The following is an 18,194-nucleotide window of genomic DNA, read 5'->3' as shown; positions in this document are numbered from 1 at the left end:
GGCGCCCCGATTCATGTAAGGCGGCGCCAGATCCGGTTGTCTGGAGCAGGGGGCGGGGCCGCGTGAATGAATGCGGCGCCAGGATTGCCAGCGGCGCCTGAGCGCCAGCGGTGCGTTGGAGAAGTCGGATGAGCGCTGACAGCCCGGTCACCGCCATCGTCGTGGCGTGGAACAGCGCCGACGCGTTGCCAGAGTGCCTTGAGGCGCTGACGCGCGAAGGCGTCGCCATCATTGTCGTTGACAACGCCAGCAGCGACGACACCGCAGCGGTCGCGACGGCCCATGGCGCCCAGGTCATTCGCAACGCCCGCAACGAGGGTTATGGGCGCGGCAACAACATCGGCGTCGCCGCCGCCCTCAGTGACTACGTTCTCATCATCAATCCCGATTGCGCGCCCGATCCTGGCTGCATCGCCGCGCTCGTCGCCGCCGCCGGACGCTGGCCGGACGCCGGCATGCTGGCGCCGCGCATCATCGAGCCGGACGGCCGGCTGTTCTTCCAGCGCCGCTCGTTGCTGTCGCCCTATCTGACCAATCCGCCCGACATTCTGCGCCTGCCGGAAGGCGACTGTTGCGCGCCGTTCCTCTCCGGCGCCTGCCTGCTGATGCGTCGCGCGGTTTTCGGGCGGCTGGGCGGCTACGATCCCAACATCTTCCTGTTCTATGAGGACGACGACCTGTGCCGCCGGGTCGCTGACGCCGGCCTGGCGCTGGTGCATGTGCACGACGCCGTCGCCCGGCACGGACGCGGCAAATCGGCGGGCAGGGCGCCTGGCCGGATCTTTCGCGCCCGCTGGCACATGGCCTGGTCGCAGGCCTATGTGGCGCACAAATGGGGCCTCAGATCGCCAGCGCCCACGACGGCGCTGGTCAACGGTTGCAAGACCCTGCTGGCGCTGTTCAGTTTCCGCCGCGCCACCATTGAGCGCTACGCCGGCAGCGCCGCAGGCGCCCTCGCTTTCCTTCGTGGCGGACAGGCGGTGACGCGGGAGCATCTGGAGCCGGCGCCCGATGAACGGAATGGCGGATGACCCAATGGGCCAAGGTCCCAAATTCGGTCAGAACCAGATCCGCCGTTCTGCAGCAATGTGCTTTCTTAACGCGAAGTGGTGTCTGCTTCGCGCGAGGGTGCTCCAGTCCTGCGTGTGTTTCATCCGCGATGGACGATACGGCAAGCTGGAGCGTTTGAAGCTGGAGTGTTTCCTGGTGCGCCAGGTTTCACCGGAGGCGCTTCAACCCTTTGTATTGACGCTTTTCACGAGACGTGAACGCGGCGTTTTAGGAAAATGCTCCGGGATATGACGGCGGGATGACCAGAGGGATGACCAGCAGGATCGAACGTGTGGGCGCGGTGCAGGCCGGCGAGGCGGTGGCGGTTGAGCCGTGGCGGGGCGGGCTTCTGGGCGCCCCCACGGTGACGGAGGCCTCCGTCGGCCGCGCCAACAATTTCAATCTGCTGCGCCTGGTGATGGCGGTGGCCGTCGTCGTCTCGCACGGCTTCAGCGTCATCACCGGCAATGTGCACGACGAGCCGCTGACGGCGGCGACCGGCTATACCCTGGGCGAGCACGCCGTGAACGGCTTCTTCGTCATTTCCGGGTTTCTCGTCACCATGAGCTTCGACCGGCGCGGCTGGCTCGATTACGCTTTGGCGCGCGTCTTGCGCATCGCGCCGGGCCTGATCGTCGCCACGCTGATGGTCGGCCTGGTGCTGGGCGCGGCGCTCAGTTCGCTTGGGCCATTCCGTTATCTGGCTGACGCGGGGACCTGGAAATTCGTCGTCCAGACCCTGAGCACCTACAAGAGCAACACGGTCCTGCCGGGGGTGTTTGAGAACAATCCATTCCGCTTCCCCATGGGAACGGTGTGGACGCTGAAATATGAGGTGATCTGTTACGCCGCCGTGTTCGTGATCGGCGCGCTTGGCCTGTTGCGCAGCCGCCGGCTGGCGCTTGGCCTGCTGCTGTCCCTGACCGCCGCCCTGCTGTTGCTGGACTGGTTGCAGCCTGAGGCGGCCAAGGGCTTGCAGACCGCCGTGCGGCTGCCGCTGCTGTTCACGGCCGGGGCGGTGTTCTATCGCTTCGGCGGCTCCATCCGCCTGTCGATCCTGGCGGCGATGTTCATGATCGCCGGCGTCGTGCTGCTGCGGCACACCTTCGCCTACAATACAGCGCTGTTTCTCACCGAGGCTTACTGTCTGATGTGGCTGGCGCTGGTTCCGGTCAGCCGTCTCATCCCCGAGCCGCGCGATGACATTTCCTACGGCGTCTATCTGTACGGCTGGCCCATCCAGCAGGCGTTGCACGCCCTGTTTCCGCTGGCCGGCGCGCTCGTCCTGCTGGCGCCGGCGCTGGCGCTCACCGTGCTCGTTGGCTTCGTCTCGTGGCGGATGATTGAGAAGCCGGCTCTCAATATCAAGCGCCGCATCCTTGACCGGCGCGACCGCCCACGACCGATCTGACGCCGTCGTCAGACCGTCAGGGCGCGCCGCTGAAACCGCCCGGCCTCTTTCCCGGATGCATCCCGTCCGGACATGACAATGCCCGCGCATGGCGCGGGCATTGTCATTGATGCTCAGGCAACCAGTGAAGCTGGCGGTTCAGCGCTTCCTGTTGCCAATGTCGCCCAGGTCGAACGGCGTCGTCTGGTATATCTCGTTGATCCAGTTGCCGAACAGCAGGTGGGCGTGGCTGCGCCAGCGGTTGTTCGGCATGTGCTCCGGATTGTCGCCCGGGAAATAGTCGTGCGGGATCGCCATCGGAACGTTGGCGCTGAGGTCGCGGAAGTACTCCTCGGCCAGGGAGGTCGAGTCATACTCGATGTGGTTGAACATGTGCAGCGAGGCTGTCGCCGGATCGTCCAGCAGGCACAGGCCCGCCTTGTCGCTTTCCGCCAGCACCTTCACGCCGGAACCCGCAGGAATGTCGGCCTTGTGGACCTCGGTCCAGCGTGACACAGGAACCGAAAAATCATCCGAAAAGCCGCGCAGATAGGGCGAGGCCGGACACAGGTTGCGATGGCGGAATACGCCGAACGCCTTCTGCTCCAGCTCATATTTCGGCATGCCGTGGAAGTGGTGCACGGCGGCCTGGGCGCCCCAGCAGATGTTGAAGGAGCGGTGCACATTGGTCTGCGTCCAGTCGAAGATGTGGCGCAGTTCGTCCCAATAGTTCACCTCTTCGAACGGCAACCGCTCCACCGGCGCGCCGGTGATGATGAAGCCGTCGAACTTCTCGTCGCGGATCTCCTCCCACGTACGGTAGAAGGCGATCATGTGCTCGGCGGAGGTGTTGCGCGGCGTGTGGCCGGAGATGCGCACCAGCGTCATCTCAACCTGCAATGGCGTCGCGCCGATCAGGCGGGCGATCTGCGTCTCCGTCCGGATCTTGTTGGGCATCAGATTGAGGAAGCCAATGCGCAGCGGGCGAATATCCTGACGCACGGCGTCGGTTTCACGCATGACCATCACGCCCTCCGCCTCAAGGGTGCTGAAAGCGGGCAGGTCATCGGGCAGCTTGATGGGCATTGGCGCATCCACTCGGGTTTCGCGTTCTCCGTGCGGACGGAAAACGCGTCGACAAACGACAGCGCTCAGGCGGCGGTTGGCCGTCTCGCGCTCCGGATTCGGGCAGGTGGATGCGGTGGCTGGTTCCGTTTGGTTGCCGGTCTGGCCACATCCTCCCCTGAGGGGAGCGCCACCTTGCCCGGAACAGGCAGGTTGGCGTTGGGAATGCATCCCAACTCCTGATGTAACGCCCTGTGTATGCCGGATTTCATCCAGGCACAAGAGGGAGGTTTCACGCCAGGACGCATTTGCGGAAAATAATTCTGCGGCAGGTCATTCGTCTGGAAAAAATTCGTTGAGGCGGGTGCCGTTTCGCGCCGGGAAGCCGCGTCAGTGCAGGCAGGCGGAGCAAATCAGGATCGGCGCCAGCCCATGTCGCGCCCATATCGCGCCTTGATGTTGCGCCACCTGGTGTCGCGTCAGCTGCCGTTGCGCCAGTCGCGGATCGCGACGGCCGCCGGTGGCGCTCCCACTCAGCCACCATCGCGAATTTTCTGCACGGCGGCGGCGAAGGCCTGGACGTCCGTATCCTGCAACAGCGGCAACAGCGTCTGAACCTGCTCCTTTGGCAGGTCCCACCAGGCGCTGGCGAGCAAGGCGGCGATGTCCGCCTCGCTGAAGCGGTGGCGGATGACCCGCGCCGGATTGCCGCCGACGATGGCGTAAGGCGGCACGTTCCTGGTCACAACGGCGCGGGCGGCGACCACGGCGCCATGGCCGATGGTGACGCCAGAGAGGATCATGCAGCCGGAGCCAAGCCACACGTCATGGCCGATATGCACGTCGCCAGAAGTGGCGTGGTAGTCACTGTTCACGCCGGGCCAGACCGTGGGGAAGGCCGGGAAGGGAAAGGTTGAGACCCAGTCCAGCCGGTGGTTGCCGCCGAGCAGGATCTCGACCTTGTCGGCGATCGAGCAATAGCGGCCGATGCTGAGCTTCGCCCCAGATTCCGCGAACCGCACCTTGGGCCGGCCATAGCTGTAGGCGCCGAAGCTGAAGCCACGCTTCTTCGCCAGATTCGCCAGATGCACGCGGGTTTCGTTGTGCGGATTCCGCCACTGTCCGATCAGCCCCATGCCTGGTCGTTCTCCCGGGAGGTCAGTTCAAAAGCCCCGCAAGTGCAGCGGGCGCCGCAATGTGCGACGCCCGCGCCATAACGTCAAAGCGCAAGGTGGCCTACTTTTCCGTGGCCTGCTTTGCCGTGGCCTTGAAGTCGAGCGCCTGGAACAGCGCATCGGGATTGCCCGATGCGGCGCCGACGATCAGTTCGCTCATCTGGTCGCCTTCCGGTTTCCGCGACGTGGCGGAGAGGCTCAGGGAGCCGCTGTCGCGGATGAACTTGCCGAGAGCGCCGGTGAGCGCCTTGGCGCCGTCGCTGGAACCAATCATCGACGGCAACAGCATCTGCGCCAGGGCGGCCCAGCCCGCGCGCACCTGGGTCGCGTCGCCATCGCCCTGTTCCTTCGCCTGCAATTCAGCGAAGCGCTTCGCAAAACCGCTGTCAGTCACGTCAAGCGACAGGTTCTTCAGGCGTGAGGAGAGCAGCAATTGCTGGCGCCTGTCGTCGCTGGCGGTGAACAGCTCCTGGCTCACATTGCCCAGCAGGCCGGTGAGCCTGATGCTGCCGAGATTGGCGGCGCCGAAGGAAAACGCATTGACGCGCAGGTCCTTCGTGGCGGCCTCCCACTTGCCGTCAATCGACGCCGACAGGTCGAGCTTGTCGTAGCCCATGGCGTGCAGCTTCGTCAGGGTGGCGTTCACCGGGGAGTCGTCGTCCTCCTCATCGTCGCCCTTCTTCGGCCTGGGCAGATCGATCACCAGCCGGTCGAGATTGGTTTTGAGGGCGGTGGGCACGCCGTTGACCGGGTCGCTGTAGGAGCCGGAGAAGCCCTGAATGGTGAACTTCACCCGCTCGCCGGGCGCGTCCGGGCTGGCGACGTTGACGTCGATATTCTTCAGGGTCAGGCCGGCGGCCGCCGGGGTCAGCGACGCAAGGGCTGTATTGTCGTCCTTGCCGTCGGCCGCGGCGCCGGACAGCTTGCGGAACATGTCCGCCAGCTTCGCCATGAAATTGCTGACGTTGCCTTCGCCAATGGACACATGGTCGCCCTCGACGGGCGCGATCTTCAGGCCGGAGAAGCTGAGGCCGCCCTGGGCCACGGCGGAGCCGAACGACAGCGAGGCGATCTCGCCGCGCACGCGGGGAGCCGGCTTGTCGCTTTTGGCGCTCTTCTCCTTCGCCTCAGCCTGCTTGCCAGTTTCCTTGTCAGCCTCCTCGCCTTCGTCGTCGCTCTCATCCGGGACGTCAAACGTCATGCCGGTGACGGCGGCCTCGCCGAACGAGAAGGCCTCAAGGATGTCGGCGACGCTGCTGTAATAGGCGGCGCGGGCCTTCGGTTCGAGATCATCCGGATTCTTCACCGCCTCGATGCTGGCCGTCAGCTCGAGCAGGGGCGTGTTGAGCAGGCGCGCCTTGAAATCCTTGCCGCTCACGCTCTTGATCGCGAAGCTGGCGTCGTCGCTCCTGACCGTGATGTCGCTGGCCGAGAACGCGCCATAGGCCGGCTGCAACTGGCGATCGGCCTCATTGGCGGCCGCCTCGGTGTAAAGCCGGGCGACAAGTCCGAGGTTGACCTTCTCCATGGCCGTCTGGCCGATGGCGCCGCTGGAGCTGGTCTCGCCCGCTTTGGTGGCGAACGTCGCGCCGCTGGACGTGATGGCGCCCGCGACGCCGTTCTTCAGATCCGTGATGGTGATCTGCTTCCAGGTGGAGGACGACATGGCCTTGTCGCTCTTCTGGACGAGGACCAGCTCGGGCAGCGTGGCGCGGCTGACGCTTATGTCTGACAGCCGCTTCGCCAGCGGCGTGGCGCTCGTCTTGTCAAAAATGGCGCGCAGACGCGCTTCGTCCACATTGTCGCCGGCGACTTCCAGCCGGGGAATGCGCACGGTGAGCTGCTTGCTGCTGATTTCAATGTCGGTCAGCGTAACCGGCCCCGCCGCCTCGGCGGCGCTTGAAAGGCCGAAGTGGCCAGGCGTGGCGATCGAGCCGACTGAAATCCGCAGCCCGTCATGGCTGGCGGCGACGCGATCAAGCGTCACGGAGCCGGACACCGGGTCCACCGAGACGCCGGCCACGTCGACCCCGACGCTGGCAAGGGCGCCGCGCACCTCATGCGCCGTCCATTGGGCGCCGCCGGCCAGCACGGCGCCGGTGACGACGAACGCCAGGGCGCCGCCAGCTGCGATCCGGCGTGCGGGCCGCCTGCTGGGTCGCGCCGGGGCGGCAGCCTGGTGCTGCGCATGGGACTGCAGTCTGGATTTCATGGGGGTAACGGTCCTCGGTGGCGTGCGGTTGGCCGTGATTGCGGGCTGATTCCGGCCTTTCACATCCCTGTCACATGCCCCTGTGCGGGGGAGGACGTGGCGTGGGCGCGGGAATCAAGACCACCAGCAATGTATTGATTTTATGTTGGAACTTGAGGGCTCCACATTTGCCCGTCGCCTCATGTGACGGTGGATGCAAACGTCAAATCCGTTCCACCAGTTGTGAACCACAACCATGGCGACTGTAGAGCAAAATCTGGTCGCAGGGGCAAATCCGGCCCGGCGGGAGATCGCGCGGCGCCGGCCGGCGCGCAAGAGGCGGCGGACGGCGCCAGCGGCAACGTTGGGGAGGCGCCTACAGGGCGAATGACGTGCCGCAGCCGCAGGAGGCCGTGGCGTTGGGATTCTCGATCCTGAACGCCTGTCCCATCAAATCGTCGACAAAGTCGATGACCGATCCCTGCATGTATTCCAGCGACACCGGGTCAACCAGCACGCCGGCGCCGTCGCGCTCAATGACGATGTCGTCATCGGCGCGGTCGCGGTCGATGTCAAAGACGTACTGGAAGCCCGAACAGCCGCCGCCGTTGACGCTGATGCGCAGCATCGCGCCCTTGGGTTCATCGGCCAGCACCTGCCTGATGCGGCGGGCGGCGCGCTCTGTAACGGTGACGTTCTGCATCGCGGATGTTCCTGCAACATACGGGCCAGGAGCCTGCCAGCCGGAGGCTTTCCCTGGACCTGTCCCAAAGGTATGTCCACCAGGGCGAGGCTTCAACCACCGGCGCCGTTTCCTGTCCTGGGTAAGTTCTGACCGACCGGACGATTCTGTCTGGCAAGAGGCGCCCCAGGACGCCGGCGGGCAATTCCCCGGCCGGAAAGTCACCGGCGTCATTGATTGGCTGGTTGGGGAAAGGGAAGACGCCCGCGCTGGCCGGGCTGCCGCGCCTTTCATGCCCGATGCGGCGGTGGCGGTGATGGAAAAGTTTTGGGGGGAGCCCAGATGACGCATCTGCGTCTGCACGGAGAGCGGTGGACGGCTGCCTGGGCCTGCAACCCGGCGGAGAGCCGCGGGCGTCGCTGGCCTGATGACGATTCGCCGACCCGCAGTCCGTTCCAGCGCGACCGCGACCGGATCATCCACGCCACGGCCTTCCGGCGGCTGAAACACAAGACCCAGGTGTTCGTGCAGCACGAGGGCGACCACTATCGCACCCGCCTGACCCACACCATCGAGGTGAGCCAGATCGCCCGGGCCATCGCCCGCTGTCTGGGCCTCGACGAGGATCTGGCCGAGGCCATCGCCCTGGCGCACGACCTGGGGCATACGCCGTTCGGGCATGCGGGCGAGGATGCTCTGGAGGCCTGCACGCGGGCCATTGGTGGCTTCGACCATAACGCCCAGGCGCTGCGCGTGGTGACGCGCCTGGAACGGCGCTACGCCGCCTGGGACGGCCTGAATCTGACCTGGGAAGCCCTCGAAGGTCTGGTGAAACACAACGGGCCGCTGCTCGACGCGGATGGCCGGCCAACGGCGCGCTACGCCGCCCAAGGCGCGCCGGTCGCCATTCTGGAATACAACGCCATCCATGATCTGTGGCTGCACACCCAGGCCAGCGCCGAGGCCCAGTGCGCCGCTATCGCCGACGACATCGCCTATAACGCCCACGACCTTGATGACGGCTGGCGCGCCGGGCTGTTCTCGGCCGACGACGTGCGCAAGGCGCCTTTCCTGGCGGGCATTCTCCACGAGGTGGAGCAACTCTGGCCCGACCTTGATCTGGCCCGGACAATTCACGAGGTGGTGCGGCGCGTCATCACCCGTTTCGTCGAAGACGTCATTGTTGAAAGCGGTCGTCGAATCACCGCGCTTGATCCCGCAAACGCCAACGATATCCGTTTCGCGCCGGAGCCGGTGATCGCCTTCTCGGAGCGGCTGGCCGCCGCTGACCGCGACATGAAGCGGTTTCTGTTTCCCCACATGTACCGGCACAAGCGGCTGATGCGCCTGCGCGAGGGGGCGGACGCGATTGTCCGCGATCTTTACGCCCGCTTCCTGGCCGAGCCTGAGCTGCTCCCGGCGGAATGGCGGCGGGATCTGAACGGCGGGGCGGGTGAGGACATGCGCCTGCAGCGCCGGGTGGCGGACTATATCGCCGGCATGACGGACAGCTATGCCCTTGCGCGCCATCAGGCATTGTTCCCCCATACGCCCGACGTCATCGCCAGGCCTGACGCCTGGGCTGGCGGCCCCGACACGCCGGACCGCTGATCGCCCGTCGCGGCGTGGCGGCTGTTTGCCAGCACATTTTATGGCGGCCTGATTTGCCTTCCGGGTTCTGGTCGCGAGGCGCCGCAGTAGCCGGCGCCCGCCAAACCCGGGCGGCGCAGGCCCCGCCAGGGCTGGATGAGTCGGGCAGATTGGGTTTTGGCATGAGTCCTGCTATTGCGGGCGGCAGGATTATTGGGGGCGGCAGGATCCGGAATTGACGCCCTGCGGCCGCCAGGCGTGTGAAGAAGCGTTTTGCAATGAACATTTTTGATATTTACGAACAGCGTTTGAAAACGGTGCTGGAAGGGCTCGTCGCCGCCGGCGCCATGCCGCAGGGGCTGGACCTGTCGCGCGTGGTGGTGGAGCCGCCGCGCGACATGAGCCATGGCGATCTCGCCACCAACGCCGCCATGGTGCTGGCGAAGGAGGCGAAGACCAATCCGCGCGCCCTGGCGGCGCTGATTGCCGGACCGCTCGCTGAAGTGGAGGGCGTGGCCTCTGTTGAGACCGCTGGCCCTGGTTTTATCAATATTCGATTGAAACCAGATGTTTATCTTGATGTTCTGAAGAACATCATCAACGATCCACAAGCCTACGGCCGCGGCGCCGCAGGTCGTGGCGCGGTCAATGTGGAATATGTCTCGGCCAACCCGACCGGCCCGATGCATGTCGGTCACGGGCGCGGCGCGGTGTTTGGCGATGCGCTCGCCAGCCTGCTTGCCTTCGCCGGCCATGACGTGACCCGTGAATATTATATCAATGACGCCGGCGCCCAGGTCGACGTGCTCGGCCGTTCCGCCTATCTGCGCTATCGCGAGGCGCTTGGAGAGGACATCGGCGAGATCCCGGCTGGTCTTTATCCGGGCGACTATCTTGTTCCGGTTGGCAAGGCTCTGGCTGAAGCTCACGGTCAGGCCCTGCGCCAGATGCCGGAAGAGGCGTGGCTGCCCATCGCCCGAGACGCCGCGATCGACGCCATGATGGAGATGATCCGGGGTGATCTCGCCGCGATCGGCATCAGTCACGAGGTGTTCTTCTCGGAGCGTTCGCTCTCCCGCGGAGCCGATGGCGACCAGATTGGCGCGACCATCGCCGACCTGCGCTCCCGCGATCTGGTCTATGAAGGCCGGCTGCCGCCGCCGAAGGGCCAACCGGTGGAGGATTGGGAAGATCGCGAGCAGACCCTGTTCCGCGCAACCGCCTTTGGCGACGACGTGGATCGCCCGCTGCTCAAGTCCGACGGCTCCTATACCTATTTCGCCGCCGACATCGCCTATCACCGCTCCAAATACCAGCGCGGTTTCGCCAGCATGATCGACGTCTGGGGCGCGGATCATGGCGGTTATGTGAAACGCATGAACGCCGCCGTCGCCGCCGTCACCGGCGGCAAGGGCAAGCTTGACGTGAAGCTGTGCCAGCTCGTTCGCTTGCTTCGTGATGGCGAACAGGTTAAAATGTCCAAGCGTTCCGGTGACTTCGTCACACTTCGTGATGTGATTGATGAAGTCGGATCAGACCCGGTTCGCTTTATGATGCTGTTCCGCAAGAACGACGCCACGCTGGATTTTGATCTTGCAAAAGTGGTTGAACAGTCCCGGGATAACGCCGTGTTTTATGTGCAATATGCGCATGCGCGGTGCGCTTCTGTGTTCCGCCAGGCGGGTGAGGCTTTCCCCGGGCGCAGTTTTGACCAGGCGGCCCTCGCCAGCGCCAGTGTGAGCGCGCTGTCCGATGTCGCCGAGGTCGATCTGCTGCGGTGGCTGGCGCAATATCCGCGGGTCATCGCGGCTGCTGCTGCGGCGCATGAACCGCATCGCGTCGCATTCTACCTGTATGATCTGGCGAGCGCCTTCCACAGCCTATGGAACAGGGGGCGCGACGCCGTGGCCTTACGGTTTGTTAACCAGGAGAATCCAGAGTTGACCCAAGCACGGCTGGCCCTCGTTGACTCGGTCCGGTCGGTTCTGGCTTCGGGTCTCGGGGTGCTGGGGGTCGGAGCGCCTGAGGAAATGCGCTAGGCGGACCGTTCGCGTCGGTCGCTGTGCGCGTTCCCTGGCTGCCAGCTCACAAAAGGAAACGGAACGCGCCGATGACTGACCGATCCTCCTCCCGCGTTGCGCTCGATCTTGATGCGCTTGAAGCAGGCATCGCCAGCACTGGCGAGCCTCCGCGCGTTGGTGGGGCGTCTGAAGACGCCCGCCTTGCCGAACTGGCCCGCATTGTCGGGCAAAATGACCGTTTTCGCGACCTGCTCCGCGCCCCGGGAGGCGGCGAGCGCGTCGCCCAGTCGCAGGCCGCCTGGCAGGAGCCGGCGCCGATGCAGGCGGAAGATCCGGCCCACCTACGGGCATGGATGAATTCCCCTGCGTCCGGGGATGCAACTGGTCATGATGCCGGCGCGGCTGACCAGCAATGGGACGCCTATGACCAGCGTCAGCAGCCTGGCCGCCATCAACAGGGCGCCGCCTGGCAAGAAGGCGCTGCCTGGGATGATGCTGGCCAGGTTCAGCATGGCCACGCTTCCGCGCATGCCGGGCAGAATTGGGATGGCGGCGCTGACGCCGCGGCATGGCCCGCCCAGCCGGAGCACGATCGCTACGGCGCGGGTCGCCACGAGTTTGCGCCGGCGCTGGATCCGCTTGAAGCGATCGAGGGCTCCCGCCTGCGCCGCCGCAGGCCATCGCGCTCGCCGCTGTACGCCGCTGTGGGCGTTGTCGCGTTGTGCGTGGCCGCGTCGGCTGGCTACTTCGGGTTGCGCGGCGGCGGCTCCGGCGGTGGCGGAGAGGCTCCGCTCATTCACGCTGACGCTTCGGCGGTGAAGGTGAAGCCTCCGGCGGATAATGTTGCGCCGGCGCCGACCAAGGAAATCTACGAGCAGATCGCCAGGGCTCCGGGCGAGACGAAGGTTGTCGCCAGCAACGAGCAGCCGGTGGATGTGGAGCAGACCCTGCGCCAGCAGCGCGCCGCTGCTGTCGCCGCCGGCAAGCTGCCTTCCGAGGTCGCCGACAATGCGGGCACGTTTGGCGCGCCGGGCGTTGCGCCGCTGCCCACCCATGCCGCCAACCGCGATCCGCGTTCTGGTCTGGGTGAGCCGCGTCGGGTGCGTACGGTCTCGATCGGCCCTGACGGCAAGGTGCGGGACGCCGGCCAGCAGCCGGCCGCGGCTCCCCAGTCGGTTCGCGAGACGGCCCAGGCCCCGACGCCCGCCGCTCGGCCCACGCCGCCAGCCAGGCCAACGCAGCAGGCCGCTGTCAAGCAGGAACACCGCGTGCAGCCGACCATGGTCGACAACACGCCGACCGGTTCGGTTGGCGCTGCCGCATCCGCGCCGAAGCCGGTGGCCGCCGCCGCCGCTCCGGCAGGCAAGGGCGGTTTTGCGGTGCAGCTTGGCGCGCCGGGATCCGAGCAGGAGGCGAAGGCTATGGCCGCCAGTCTCAAGCGCAAGTATGGCGTTCTGGCCAGTCACGGCACCGCCGTCGTCAAGGCGCAATCCAATGGTCGCACGGTTTATCGCCTGCGGGTGCCGGGCCTGAGCCGCGAGAGCGCCACCAGCCTGTGCCAGCAGCTCAAGTCGGTTGGCGGCAGCTGCTTTGTCGCGCAGGGATAATCTGGCGGAAATTCCCGCCAGCGGCTGATGCTCACGGGGCTCCCATTCGGGGGCCCTGCGTGCGTCCGGGCCAGGATTTCGCCGGTTGAGCCGGCTTTCATTCTTCGTAGATTCGCACTTTCTCATCTTGGGGAAAGCGCCTGGGGAGCAGCACATGACCGCACGGGCCCTGATCGTTGGCCTTTCCGGCCCCGAACTGACGGATGACGAGCGCCGGTTTTTTCGCGAGATCGATCCGTGGGGCTTCATCCTGTTTCGGCGCAATGTCGTTGACCGCGCCCAGGTCGCCCGTCTGACGTCGGAGTTGCGCGCCGCCATCGGCCGCTGCGCTCCGGTGTTGATCGACCAGGAGGGGGGGCGGGTGCAGCGTCTGGCCCCGCCGGTGTGGCCGGCCTATCCGCCGGGCCGCGCCTATGGCCGGCTTGAATCGCCTTTCGCCCGGCGTGAAGCCGCCTGGCTGGGCGCGCGGTTGATCGCCCACGACCTGCGCGAGGTCGGCGTCGACGTCGACTGCCTGCCGGTGCTGGACGTGCCGTCGCCTGGCGCGCACGACGTCATCGGCGACCGCGCCTATGGCGATGAGCCGGCGACGGTGGCCAGCCTTGGCCGCGCCGCCGCGGAAGGGTTGCTCTCCGGCGGCGTGTTGCCCGTGGTCAAGCATATCCCCGGGCATGGCCGCGCGGGCGCCGACAGCCACCATGATCTGCCCGTGGTGGATGCGCCGCTCGCGGAACTGGACGCCCGTGATTTCGCGCCGTTCCGCGTGCTGGCTGACATGCCGCTGGCCATGACCGCCCATGTGGTGTTCACGGCGCTGGACGCGACGCGCCCGGCCACCACCTCGCCGGAGGTTATCAGCCGGATCATTCGCGGGGCGATCGGCTTCGATGGCCTGCTGATGAGCGACGACCTGTCGATGAAGGCGCTTCAGGGCGATTTCGCCGCCAGGGCCCGGGATTCGATCGCCGCCGGCTGCGACGTGGTTTTGCACTGCAATGGCGACCGGGCGGAGATGGAACAGATCGCCGCAGCCACGCCCCTGCTCAATGGCGAGGCGGCCCGGCGCGCCGACATGGCTCTTGGCCGCATCCTGAAAACCGTTGAGCCGCTTGATGTTGAGGCGGCGCGCGCCCGTCTTGCCGAACTGCTGGCGCCGGCTCTCGCCTGACGAAAAACCCGGCTGACCGGAAAACAGGCGTGCGGACCAGCTGACGCTGGCCCGCATTTCCTTGTTTTGGCCGCGAGGGCCGCGTAGGTTTGGGCCATATCAGGTCAGCCATGCGGGCGTTGTTGACCGGCGAAGGGCCGGATTCCGGCGTTGGCTGATGGCTTACATGCCGGGCGATCCATGTCGCCGACAGGCCGTTGGGAGAATTTCGATGGGTGGCGCAAGCATCTGGCACTGGGTTGTTGTCGGAGTGATCGTGCTTCTGCTTTTTGGGCGCGGCAAGATTTCCGATCTGATGGGCGACGTGGCCAAGGGCATCAAATCCTTCAAGAAGGGCATGCAGGACGACGAGGACGCTCCGCGCGCTCCGGCTGAGCCGCCGCGCCCGCTGGAGAACCAGAAGACGGCTGAACCGCAGGCCGGCGTCCGCAGCGAGGCCGGTCAGAAGCTCTGACGGCGCGGCGCTTTCCGTCGCGGCGTAGCCATGCGCCTGGCTGCCCGTGACCGGAACCGCGCCGACAGACCGTGGACGACCGCGCGGAGCCGGGGGCAACATCGCGTCGACACGGGGATGCTCATGCCCAGGGCCTTTGGCGCCGGTCTGGATCACCGGAATGATCCCGACCGGCCTGGAGCCCTTTCCGGTGAAGCGGCTATCGCTTCGCCGGAAAAGGCCCCGTTCAGGGAGATGGAGCAAAAGTCCGGTTCATCATGAACGGGTTTTCGCTCCGGAGGCCGTCTCTCACGACAATATCGGAGCATGTTGCGTTTGCACGAAGCCGGTTTCGTGCAAACGCAACATGCTCCAGGGCCAGAGAGCACGTCATGTTCGATATCGGTTGGAGTGAATTGCTGCTGATCGGCGGCGTTGCGCTCGTGGTGATCGGGCCGAAAGATCTGCCCCGCGCCCTGCGGACCCTTGGGCAGACCACCACCAAAGTGAAGCGCATGGCGGCGGACTTCCAGCGCCAGTTCAACGACGCCATGCGCGAGGCCGACATGGAGGAGTTCCGCAAGGGCGTCTCCGACGTGGTCGACACCGCGCGCGACCTGAAAAACAACTTCAACCCCATCGACCGGCTGCGTAATGAGATCAAGGGCGCCATCGACGACACCGGCGCGCAGAAGCCGTTGTCGACGACCGATGCGCCGAGCGCCGGCGATTACCTGACCAGCCTGCCTGAGCCTCCGGCCACCGAGCCGGCAGGTATAGCCATCGCCGCCGAAGCAGCGTCGGCGAAGGCCGTGGCGCAGCAGGGGACAAAGCCGGTCGACGCCGCGCAGGCGTCTGACGCGCCGCCCGCGCGCAAGAAGCGCGTCGCCAGGGCGAAAGCCCCGGAAATCCTGGAAGGCGTTGCGGAAGAGGGCGCGGCGGAAGCCGGCTCTGCCGCAAAGCCAGCCCGCGCCCGCCGCCAGCCTGGATCCCGCGTCGCGAAAACCCAGGCGTTGCCAGCGGATACGCACCCTGTTCCGGCTGCTCCGGAGGCTGCGGCCGCCGCCCCGAAGCGGACGCGCGCCCGCAAGGCTGCGACGACCGATGCGGCGCTGCCGGCCCCCGCGCCGCAAAAACGTGCGTCACGCAAGAAAGCGGTTCCAGACGCCGACAGCGCCGGCGTTGTTGCGCCGGCGTCCGGCGCCGATGTCTCCCCGGCGGCCGCGCCAGTTGCTGAAGCCATTACGCCCGCCATCAAGCCCGCCAGTGACGGAACATCATGAGCGACGACGATATTGAGGCCTCCCGCGCCCCTCTGATCGACCACCTGATCGAACTGAGGGCGCGCCTCATCCGTTCGCTGATCGCGTTCGTGGTGATGTTCTTCCTGTGCTTCGCCCTGGCGCGTTACATCTATAACGTGCTGGTGTGGCCCTATGTCTTCGCGGCCGGGCCGGGGGCGGACGTGCGCCTGATCTACACGGCGCCGCTGGAATATCTGTTCACCCAGATCCGCATCGCCGTGTTCGGAGCCGCATTCCTGTCGTTTCCGGTGGTAGCGGGGCAGATTTACAAATTTGTCGCCCCGGGGCTGTACAAGAACGAGCGCCAGGCTTTCCTGCCATATCTGGTCGCCACGCCGCTGTTTTTTCTGCTCGGCGCGGCGGTGGTCTACTTCATCGCCATGCCCGTGGTGATGAAATTCTCCATTGGCCAGCAGCAGCTTGGCGGCGCTGGCGAAGCGACGATCCAGCTGCTTCCCAAGGTCAGCGAATATCTGTCGCTGATCATGACGCTGATTTTCGCCTTTGGCATCTGCTTCCAGCTTCCCGTCATCCTGACCCTGCTGGCGCGCGCGGGCCTTGTGACCGCGGATTTCCTCAAGGAAAAACGGCGTTACGCCATTGTGCTGGTGTTCGTCGTGGCGGCGGTGCTGACCCCGCCGGACGTCATCAGCCAGCTCTCCCTCGCGATCCCGACGCTGCTGCTTTATGAGGCGTCGATTTTCGCCGTGAAGATTGTCGAGCGCAAACGCGCCGAGGCCGAAGCCAAACGGGCGGAGGAGGAGGCGGAGGAAGATTTGCCGACAGCCGGAGACGGCATCTGACAGACGCCTGAAACAATCCGCCGCCCTGGCCTGAAATGGTCAGGGCGGTTTCATTTTGGGGGGCAGCCGGGGTTGACCCGACGCGCCAGGGGCCGCAAACACCCCCTGCGAATGCCCGGCGCGGCGCCGTTCCAGTGGCGCGCCGCTTTCATTTCCGCGTTCGTTGCGCCGCGCGCGCAGCCCCGTTTGAACCAATGCGTTTCTCGCGCGAGGCGATCGCCGCCTTGCCAGGGAGCGCTGCAACCAGCGTGTGATCCCATGCACGACATCCGCCTCATTCGCGACGATCCGCAAGCCTTCGACCGGGCGCTCTCCCGCCGTGGACTGGCGCCGCTGTCGTCCCGGCTGCTGGAGCTGGATGACGCGCGTCGCGCCGCCATTCAGGAAGCCCAGACCGCCCAGGAGCGCCGCAACGCCCTGTCGAAGGAGGTGGGCGAGGCCATGCGCGCGAAGGACGTCGACCGGGCCAACGCCCTGAAGGCCGAGGTGGCGCGGCTGAAGGAAACAGCGCCGGAGCTGGAGCAACGCGAAAAGTCCGCCCAGGCCGCGCTCGACCAGGAGCTGGCGGCGATTCCCAACGCGCCGCTCGCCGAAGTTCCCGATGGCGCCGATGAGGCTGACAATGTCGTCAAGAGCGTCTTTGGCGAGCGCCCCGAGGCCCGCGCCGACCGCTTGCAGGGCGTCACGGCGCCGAAACAGCACTTCGAGCTTGGCGAAGCGCTCGGCCTGATGGATTTCGAAACGGCGGCGAAGCTCTCTGGCTCGCGGTTCGTTGTGCTGAAGGGGCAGCTTGCCCGGCTGGAGCGGGCGCTTGGCCAGTTCATGCTTGATGTGCATGTCGGCGAGCACGGCTATGAGGAAGTCAATCCGCCAGTGCTGGTGCGCGACGACGCCATGTTTGGCACGGCGCAGTTGCCGAAGTTCCGCGAGGACCAGTTCCGCGTGGTCGCCGGCGGTCTGACCCGGGCGGAATTCGAGGCCAGCGCCCGTCGCCATGCGGAGGCGGGCGTCGCCGATCCGGCGGGCCAGGCTTTCGCCGACTGGCAGGACAATGGCCATTGGCTGATCCCCACCGCCGAGGTGCCGCTCACCAATCTGGTGCGCGAGAGCATCGTGGCGGAGGAGGAGCTGCCGAAGCGTTTCACCGCGCTCACCCACTGTTTCCGCGCCGAAGCGGGCGCCGCCGGTCGCGATACGCGCGGCATGCTGCGCCAGCACCAGTTCAGCAAGGTCGAGATGGTGTCCGTCACCACGCCGGAGGCGTCGCTGGCCGAGCATGAGCGCATGCTGGCCTGCGCCGAGGCGGTGCTGCAGAAGCTCGATTTGCACTATCGCGTCGTCACCCTGTGCACCGGCGACATGGGCTTCGCCTCGGCCCGCACCTTCGATCTGGAAGTGTGGTTGCCGGGACAGCAGGCCTATCGCGAGGTGTCGTCGGTGTCGGTGTGCAACGATTTTCAGGCGCGGCGCATGAACGCCCGCTGCCGGGCGAAAGACAGCCGGCAAACCAGATTCGTTCACACCCTCAACGGCTCCGGCACCGCCGTCGGCCGCGCCATGATCGCCGTGATGGAGACCTACCAGAACGCCGATGGCTCCATCACCGTGCCGGCGGCGCTGGTTCCCTACATGGGCGGCGTCACGCGGATTGGGGCCAAAGCCTGATATGGACCCGATATCCGGTTCGGCCGGACCGGATATCGGCGCCTTTTTTG

The 18,194-nt window shown here is 66.1% G+C and carries 14 protein-coding genes and 1 riboswitch; of the genes, 10 read left to right on the top strand and 4 right to left on the bottom strand.

Annotated elements, in window-relative coordinates; all coding sequences use genetic code 11:
• Positions 1–128 precede the first annotated feature (128 nt).
• Positions 129–1,031: a glycosyltransferase family 2 protein gene (locus IE243_RS05025; RefSeq protein WP_191318246.1), complete on the top strand. Its 903-nt coding sequence runs from the start codon at positions 129–131 to the stop codon at positions 1,029–1,031.
• A 290-nt stretch (positions 1,032–1,321) separates the two neighbouring features.
• The gene (locus IE243_RS05020; RefSeq protein WP_191318245.1) at positions 1,322–2,461 is read left to right on the top strand and encodes an acyltransferase family protein; all 1,140 of its coding nucleotides are present in this window, start codon (positions 1,322–1,324) and stop codon (positions 2,459–2,461) included.
• A 138-nt stretch (positions 2,462–2,599) separates the two neighbouring features.
• On the opposite strand, the gene metA is transcribed toward IE243_RS05020, so the two are convergent.
• The 4 genes from metA to erpA form a co-directional block, all read right to left on the bottom strand.
• Complete coding sequence (metA, locus tag IE243_RS05015; RefSeq protein ID WP_191318244.1) at positions 2,600–3,526, bottom strand: homoserine O-acetyltransferase MetA; 927 nt, start codon at positions 3,524–3,526, stop codon at positions 2,600–2,602.
• A 119-nt stretch (positions 3,527–3,645) separates the two neighbouring features.
• Positions 3,646–3,756: riboswitch (SAM-I-IV-variant riboswitch) on the bottom strand.
• Between the two features lie 282 nt (positions 3,757–4,038).
• Positions 4,039–4,641, bottom strand: a complete 603-nt coding sequence (locus IE243_RS05010) for a CatB-related O-acetyltransferase (protein WP_191318243.1) — start codon at positions 4,639–4,641, stop codon at positions 4,039–4,041.
• 100 nt (positions 4,642–4,741) lie between these two features.
• Positions 4,742–6,892 (bottom strand): aq_1923 C-terminal domain, encoded by a 2,151-nt coding sequence (locus IE243_RS05005; RefSeq protein ID WP_191318242.1) that lies wholly within the window; start codon positions 6,890–6,892, stop codon positions 4,742–4,744.
• A 355-nt stretch (positions 6,893–7,247) separates the two neighbouring features.
• The gene (gene erpA / locus IE243_RS05000) at positions 7,248–7,574 is read right to left on the bottom strand and encodes an iron-sulfur cluster insertion protein ErpA (protein ID WP_191318241.1); all 327 of its coding nucleotides are present in this window, start codon (positions 7,572–7,574) and stop codon (positions 7,248–7,250) included.
• A 321-nt stretch (positions 7,575–7,895) separates the two neighbouring features.
• Between erpA and IE243_RS04995 the strand changes: the two genes are divergently transcribed.
• The 8 genes from IE243_RS04995 to serS all read left to right on the top strand — a co-directional run bounded on the left by IE243_RS04995 (position 7,896) and on the right by serS (position 18,144).
• On the top strand, positions 7,896–9,164 hold the full coding sequence (locus tag IE243_RS04995) for a deoxyguanosinetriphosphate triphosphohydrolase (protein WP_191318240.1): 1,269 nt from the start codon (positions 7,896–7,898) through the stop codon (positions 9,162–9,164).
• Positions 9,165–9,421: 257 nt separating this feature from the next.
• The gene (gene argS, locus IE243_RS04990) at positions 9,422–11,182 is read left to right on the top strand and encodes an arginine--tRNA ligase (protein WP_191318239.1); all 1,761 of its coding nucleotides are present in this window, start codon (positions 9,422–9,424) and stop codon (positions 11,180–11,182) included.
• Positions 11,183–11,253: 71 nt separating this feature from the next.
• Positions 11,254–12,771, top strand: coding sequence for an SPOR domain-containing protein (locus tag IE243_RS04985; RefSeq protein WP_191318238.1), 1,518 nt, complete (start codon positions 11,254–11,256; stop codon positions 12,769–12,771).
• Between the two features lie 154 nt (positions 12,772–12,925).
• Positions 12,926–13,939 carry a beta-N-acetylhexosaminidase gene (gene nagZ / locus IE243_RS04980; RefSeq protein ID WP_191318237.1) on the top strand — a complete coding sequence of 338 codons (1,014 nt, stop codon included), beginning with the start codon at positions 12,926–12,928 and terminating at the stop codon, positions 13,937–13,939.
• 211 nt (positions 13,940–14,150) lie between these two features.
• Positions 14,151–14,393: a twin-arginine translocase TatA/TatE family subunit gene (locus IE243_RS04975; protein ID WP_191318236.1), complete on the top strand. Its 243-nt coding sequence runs from the start codon at positions 14,151–14,153 to the stop codon at positions 14,391–14,393.
• 371 nt (positions 14,394–14,764) lie between these two features.
• Complete coding sequence (gene tatB, locus IE243_RS04970) at positions 14,765–15,655, top strand: Sec-independent protein translocase protein TatB (RefSeq protein WP_191318235.1); 891 nt, start codon at positions 14,765–14,767, stop codon at positions 15,653–15,655.
• The gene (gene tatC / locus IE243_RS04965) at positions 15,652–16,479 is read left to right on the top strand and encodes a twin-arginine translocase subunit TatC (RefSeq protein WP_191318234.1); all 828 of its coding nucleotides are present in this window, start codon (positions 15,652–15,654) and stop codon (positions 16,477–16,479) included. The genes tatB and tatC overlap by 4 nt, the downstream gene beginning before the upstream one ends.
• Before the next feature lie 258 nt (positions 16,480–16,737).
• Positions 16,738–18,144, top strand: coding sequence for a serine--tRNA ligase (gene serS / locus IE243_RS04960; RefSeq protein ID WP_191318233.1), 1,407 nt, complete (start codon positions 16,738–16,740; stop codon positions 18,142–18,144).
• Positions 18,145–18,194 lie beyond the last annotated feature (50 nt).

The organism is Camelimonas fluminis (assembly GCF_014656355.1).
Classification (GTDB): Bacteria; Pseudomonadota; Alphaproteobacteria; order Rhizobiales; family Beijerinckiaceae; genus Camelimonas; species Camelimonas fluminis.
Note: the sequence above shows the minus strand (reverse complement) of the source record. Positions and strands in the feature narration are given on the sequence as shown.

What these genes read in the sequence shown, in the direction of transcription:
- tatC (WP_191318234.1), top strand. Translation starts at nt 15,652, where the DNA reads ATGAGCGACGACGATATTGAGGCCTCCCGCGCCCCTCTGATCGACCAC.
- erpA (WP_191318241.1), bottom strand. Translation starts at nt 7,574, where the DNA reads ATGCAGAACGTCACCGTTACAGAGCGCGCCGCCCGCCGCATCAGGCAG.
- IE243_RS04995 (WP_191318240.1), top strand. Translation starts at nt 7,896, where the DNA reads ATGACGCATCTGCGTCTGCACGGAGAGCGGTGGACGGCTGCCTGGGCC.
- metA (WP_191318244.1), bottom strand. Translation starts at nt 3,526, where the DNA reads ATGCCCATCAAGCTGCCCGATGACCTGCCCGCTTTCAGCACCCTTGAG.
- argS (WP_191318239.1), top strand. Translation starts at nt 9,422, where the DNA reads ATGAACATTTTTGATATTTACGAACAGCGTTTGAAAACGGTGCTGGAA.
- tatB (WP_191318235.1), top strand. Translation starts at nt 14,765, where the DNA reads ATGTTCGATATCGGTTGGAGTGAATTGCTGCTGATCGGCGGCGTTGCG.
- IE243_RS05010 (WP_191318243.1), bottom strand. Translation starts at nt 4,641, where the DNA reads ATGGGGCTGATCGGACAGTGGCGGAATCCGCACAACGAAACCCGCGTG.
- IE243_RS04975 (WP_191318236.1), top strand. Translation starts at nt 14,151, where the DNA reads ATGGGTGGCGCAAGCATCTGGCACTGGGTTGTTGTCGGAGTGATCGTG.
- IE243_RS05020 (WP_191318245.1), top strand. Translation starts at nt 1,322, where the DNA reads ATGACCAGCAGGATCGAACGTGTGGGCGCGGTGCAGGCCGGCGAGGCG.
- nagZ (WP_191318237.1), top strand. Translation starts at nt 12,926, where the DNA reads ATGACCGCACGGGCCCTGATCGTTGGCCTTTCCGGCCCCGAACTGACG.
- IE243_RS04985 (WP_191318238.1), top strand. Translation starts at nt 11,254, where the DNA reads ATGACTGACCGATCCTCCTCCCGCGTTGCGCTCGATCTTGATGCGCTT.
- IE243_RS05005 (WP_191318242.1), bottom strand. Translation starts at nt 6,892, where the DNA reads ATGAAATCCAGACTGCAGTCCCATGCGCAGCACCAGGCTGCCGCCCCG.
- IE243_RS05025 (WP_191318246.1), top strand. Translation starts at nt 129, where the DNA reads ATGAGCGCTGACAGCCCGGTCACCGCCATCGTCGTGGCGTGGAACAGC.
- serS (WP_191318233.1), top strand. Translation starts at nt 16,738, where the DNA reads ATGCACGACATCCGCCTCATTCGCGACGATCCGCAAGCCTTCGACCGG.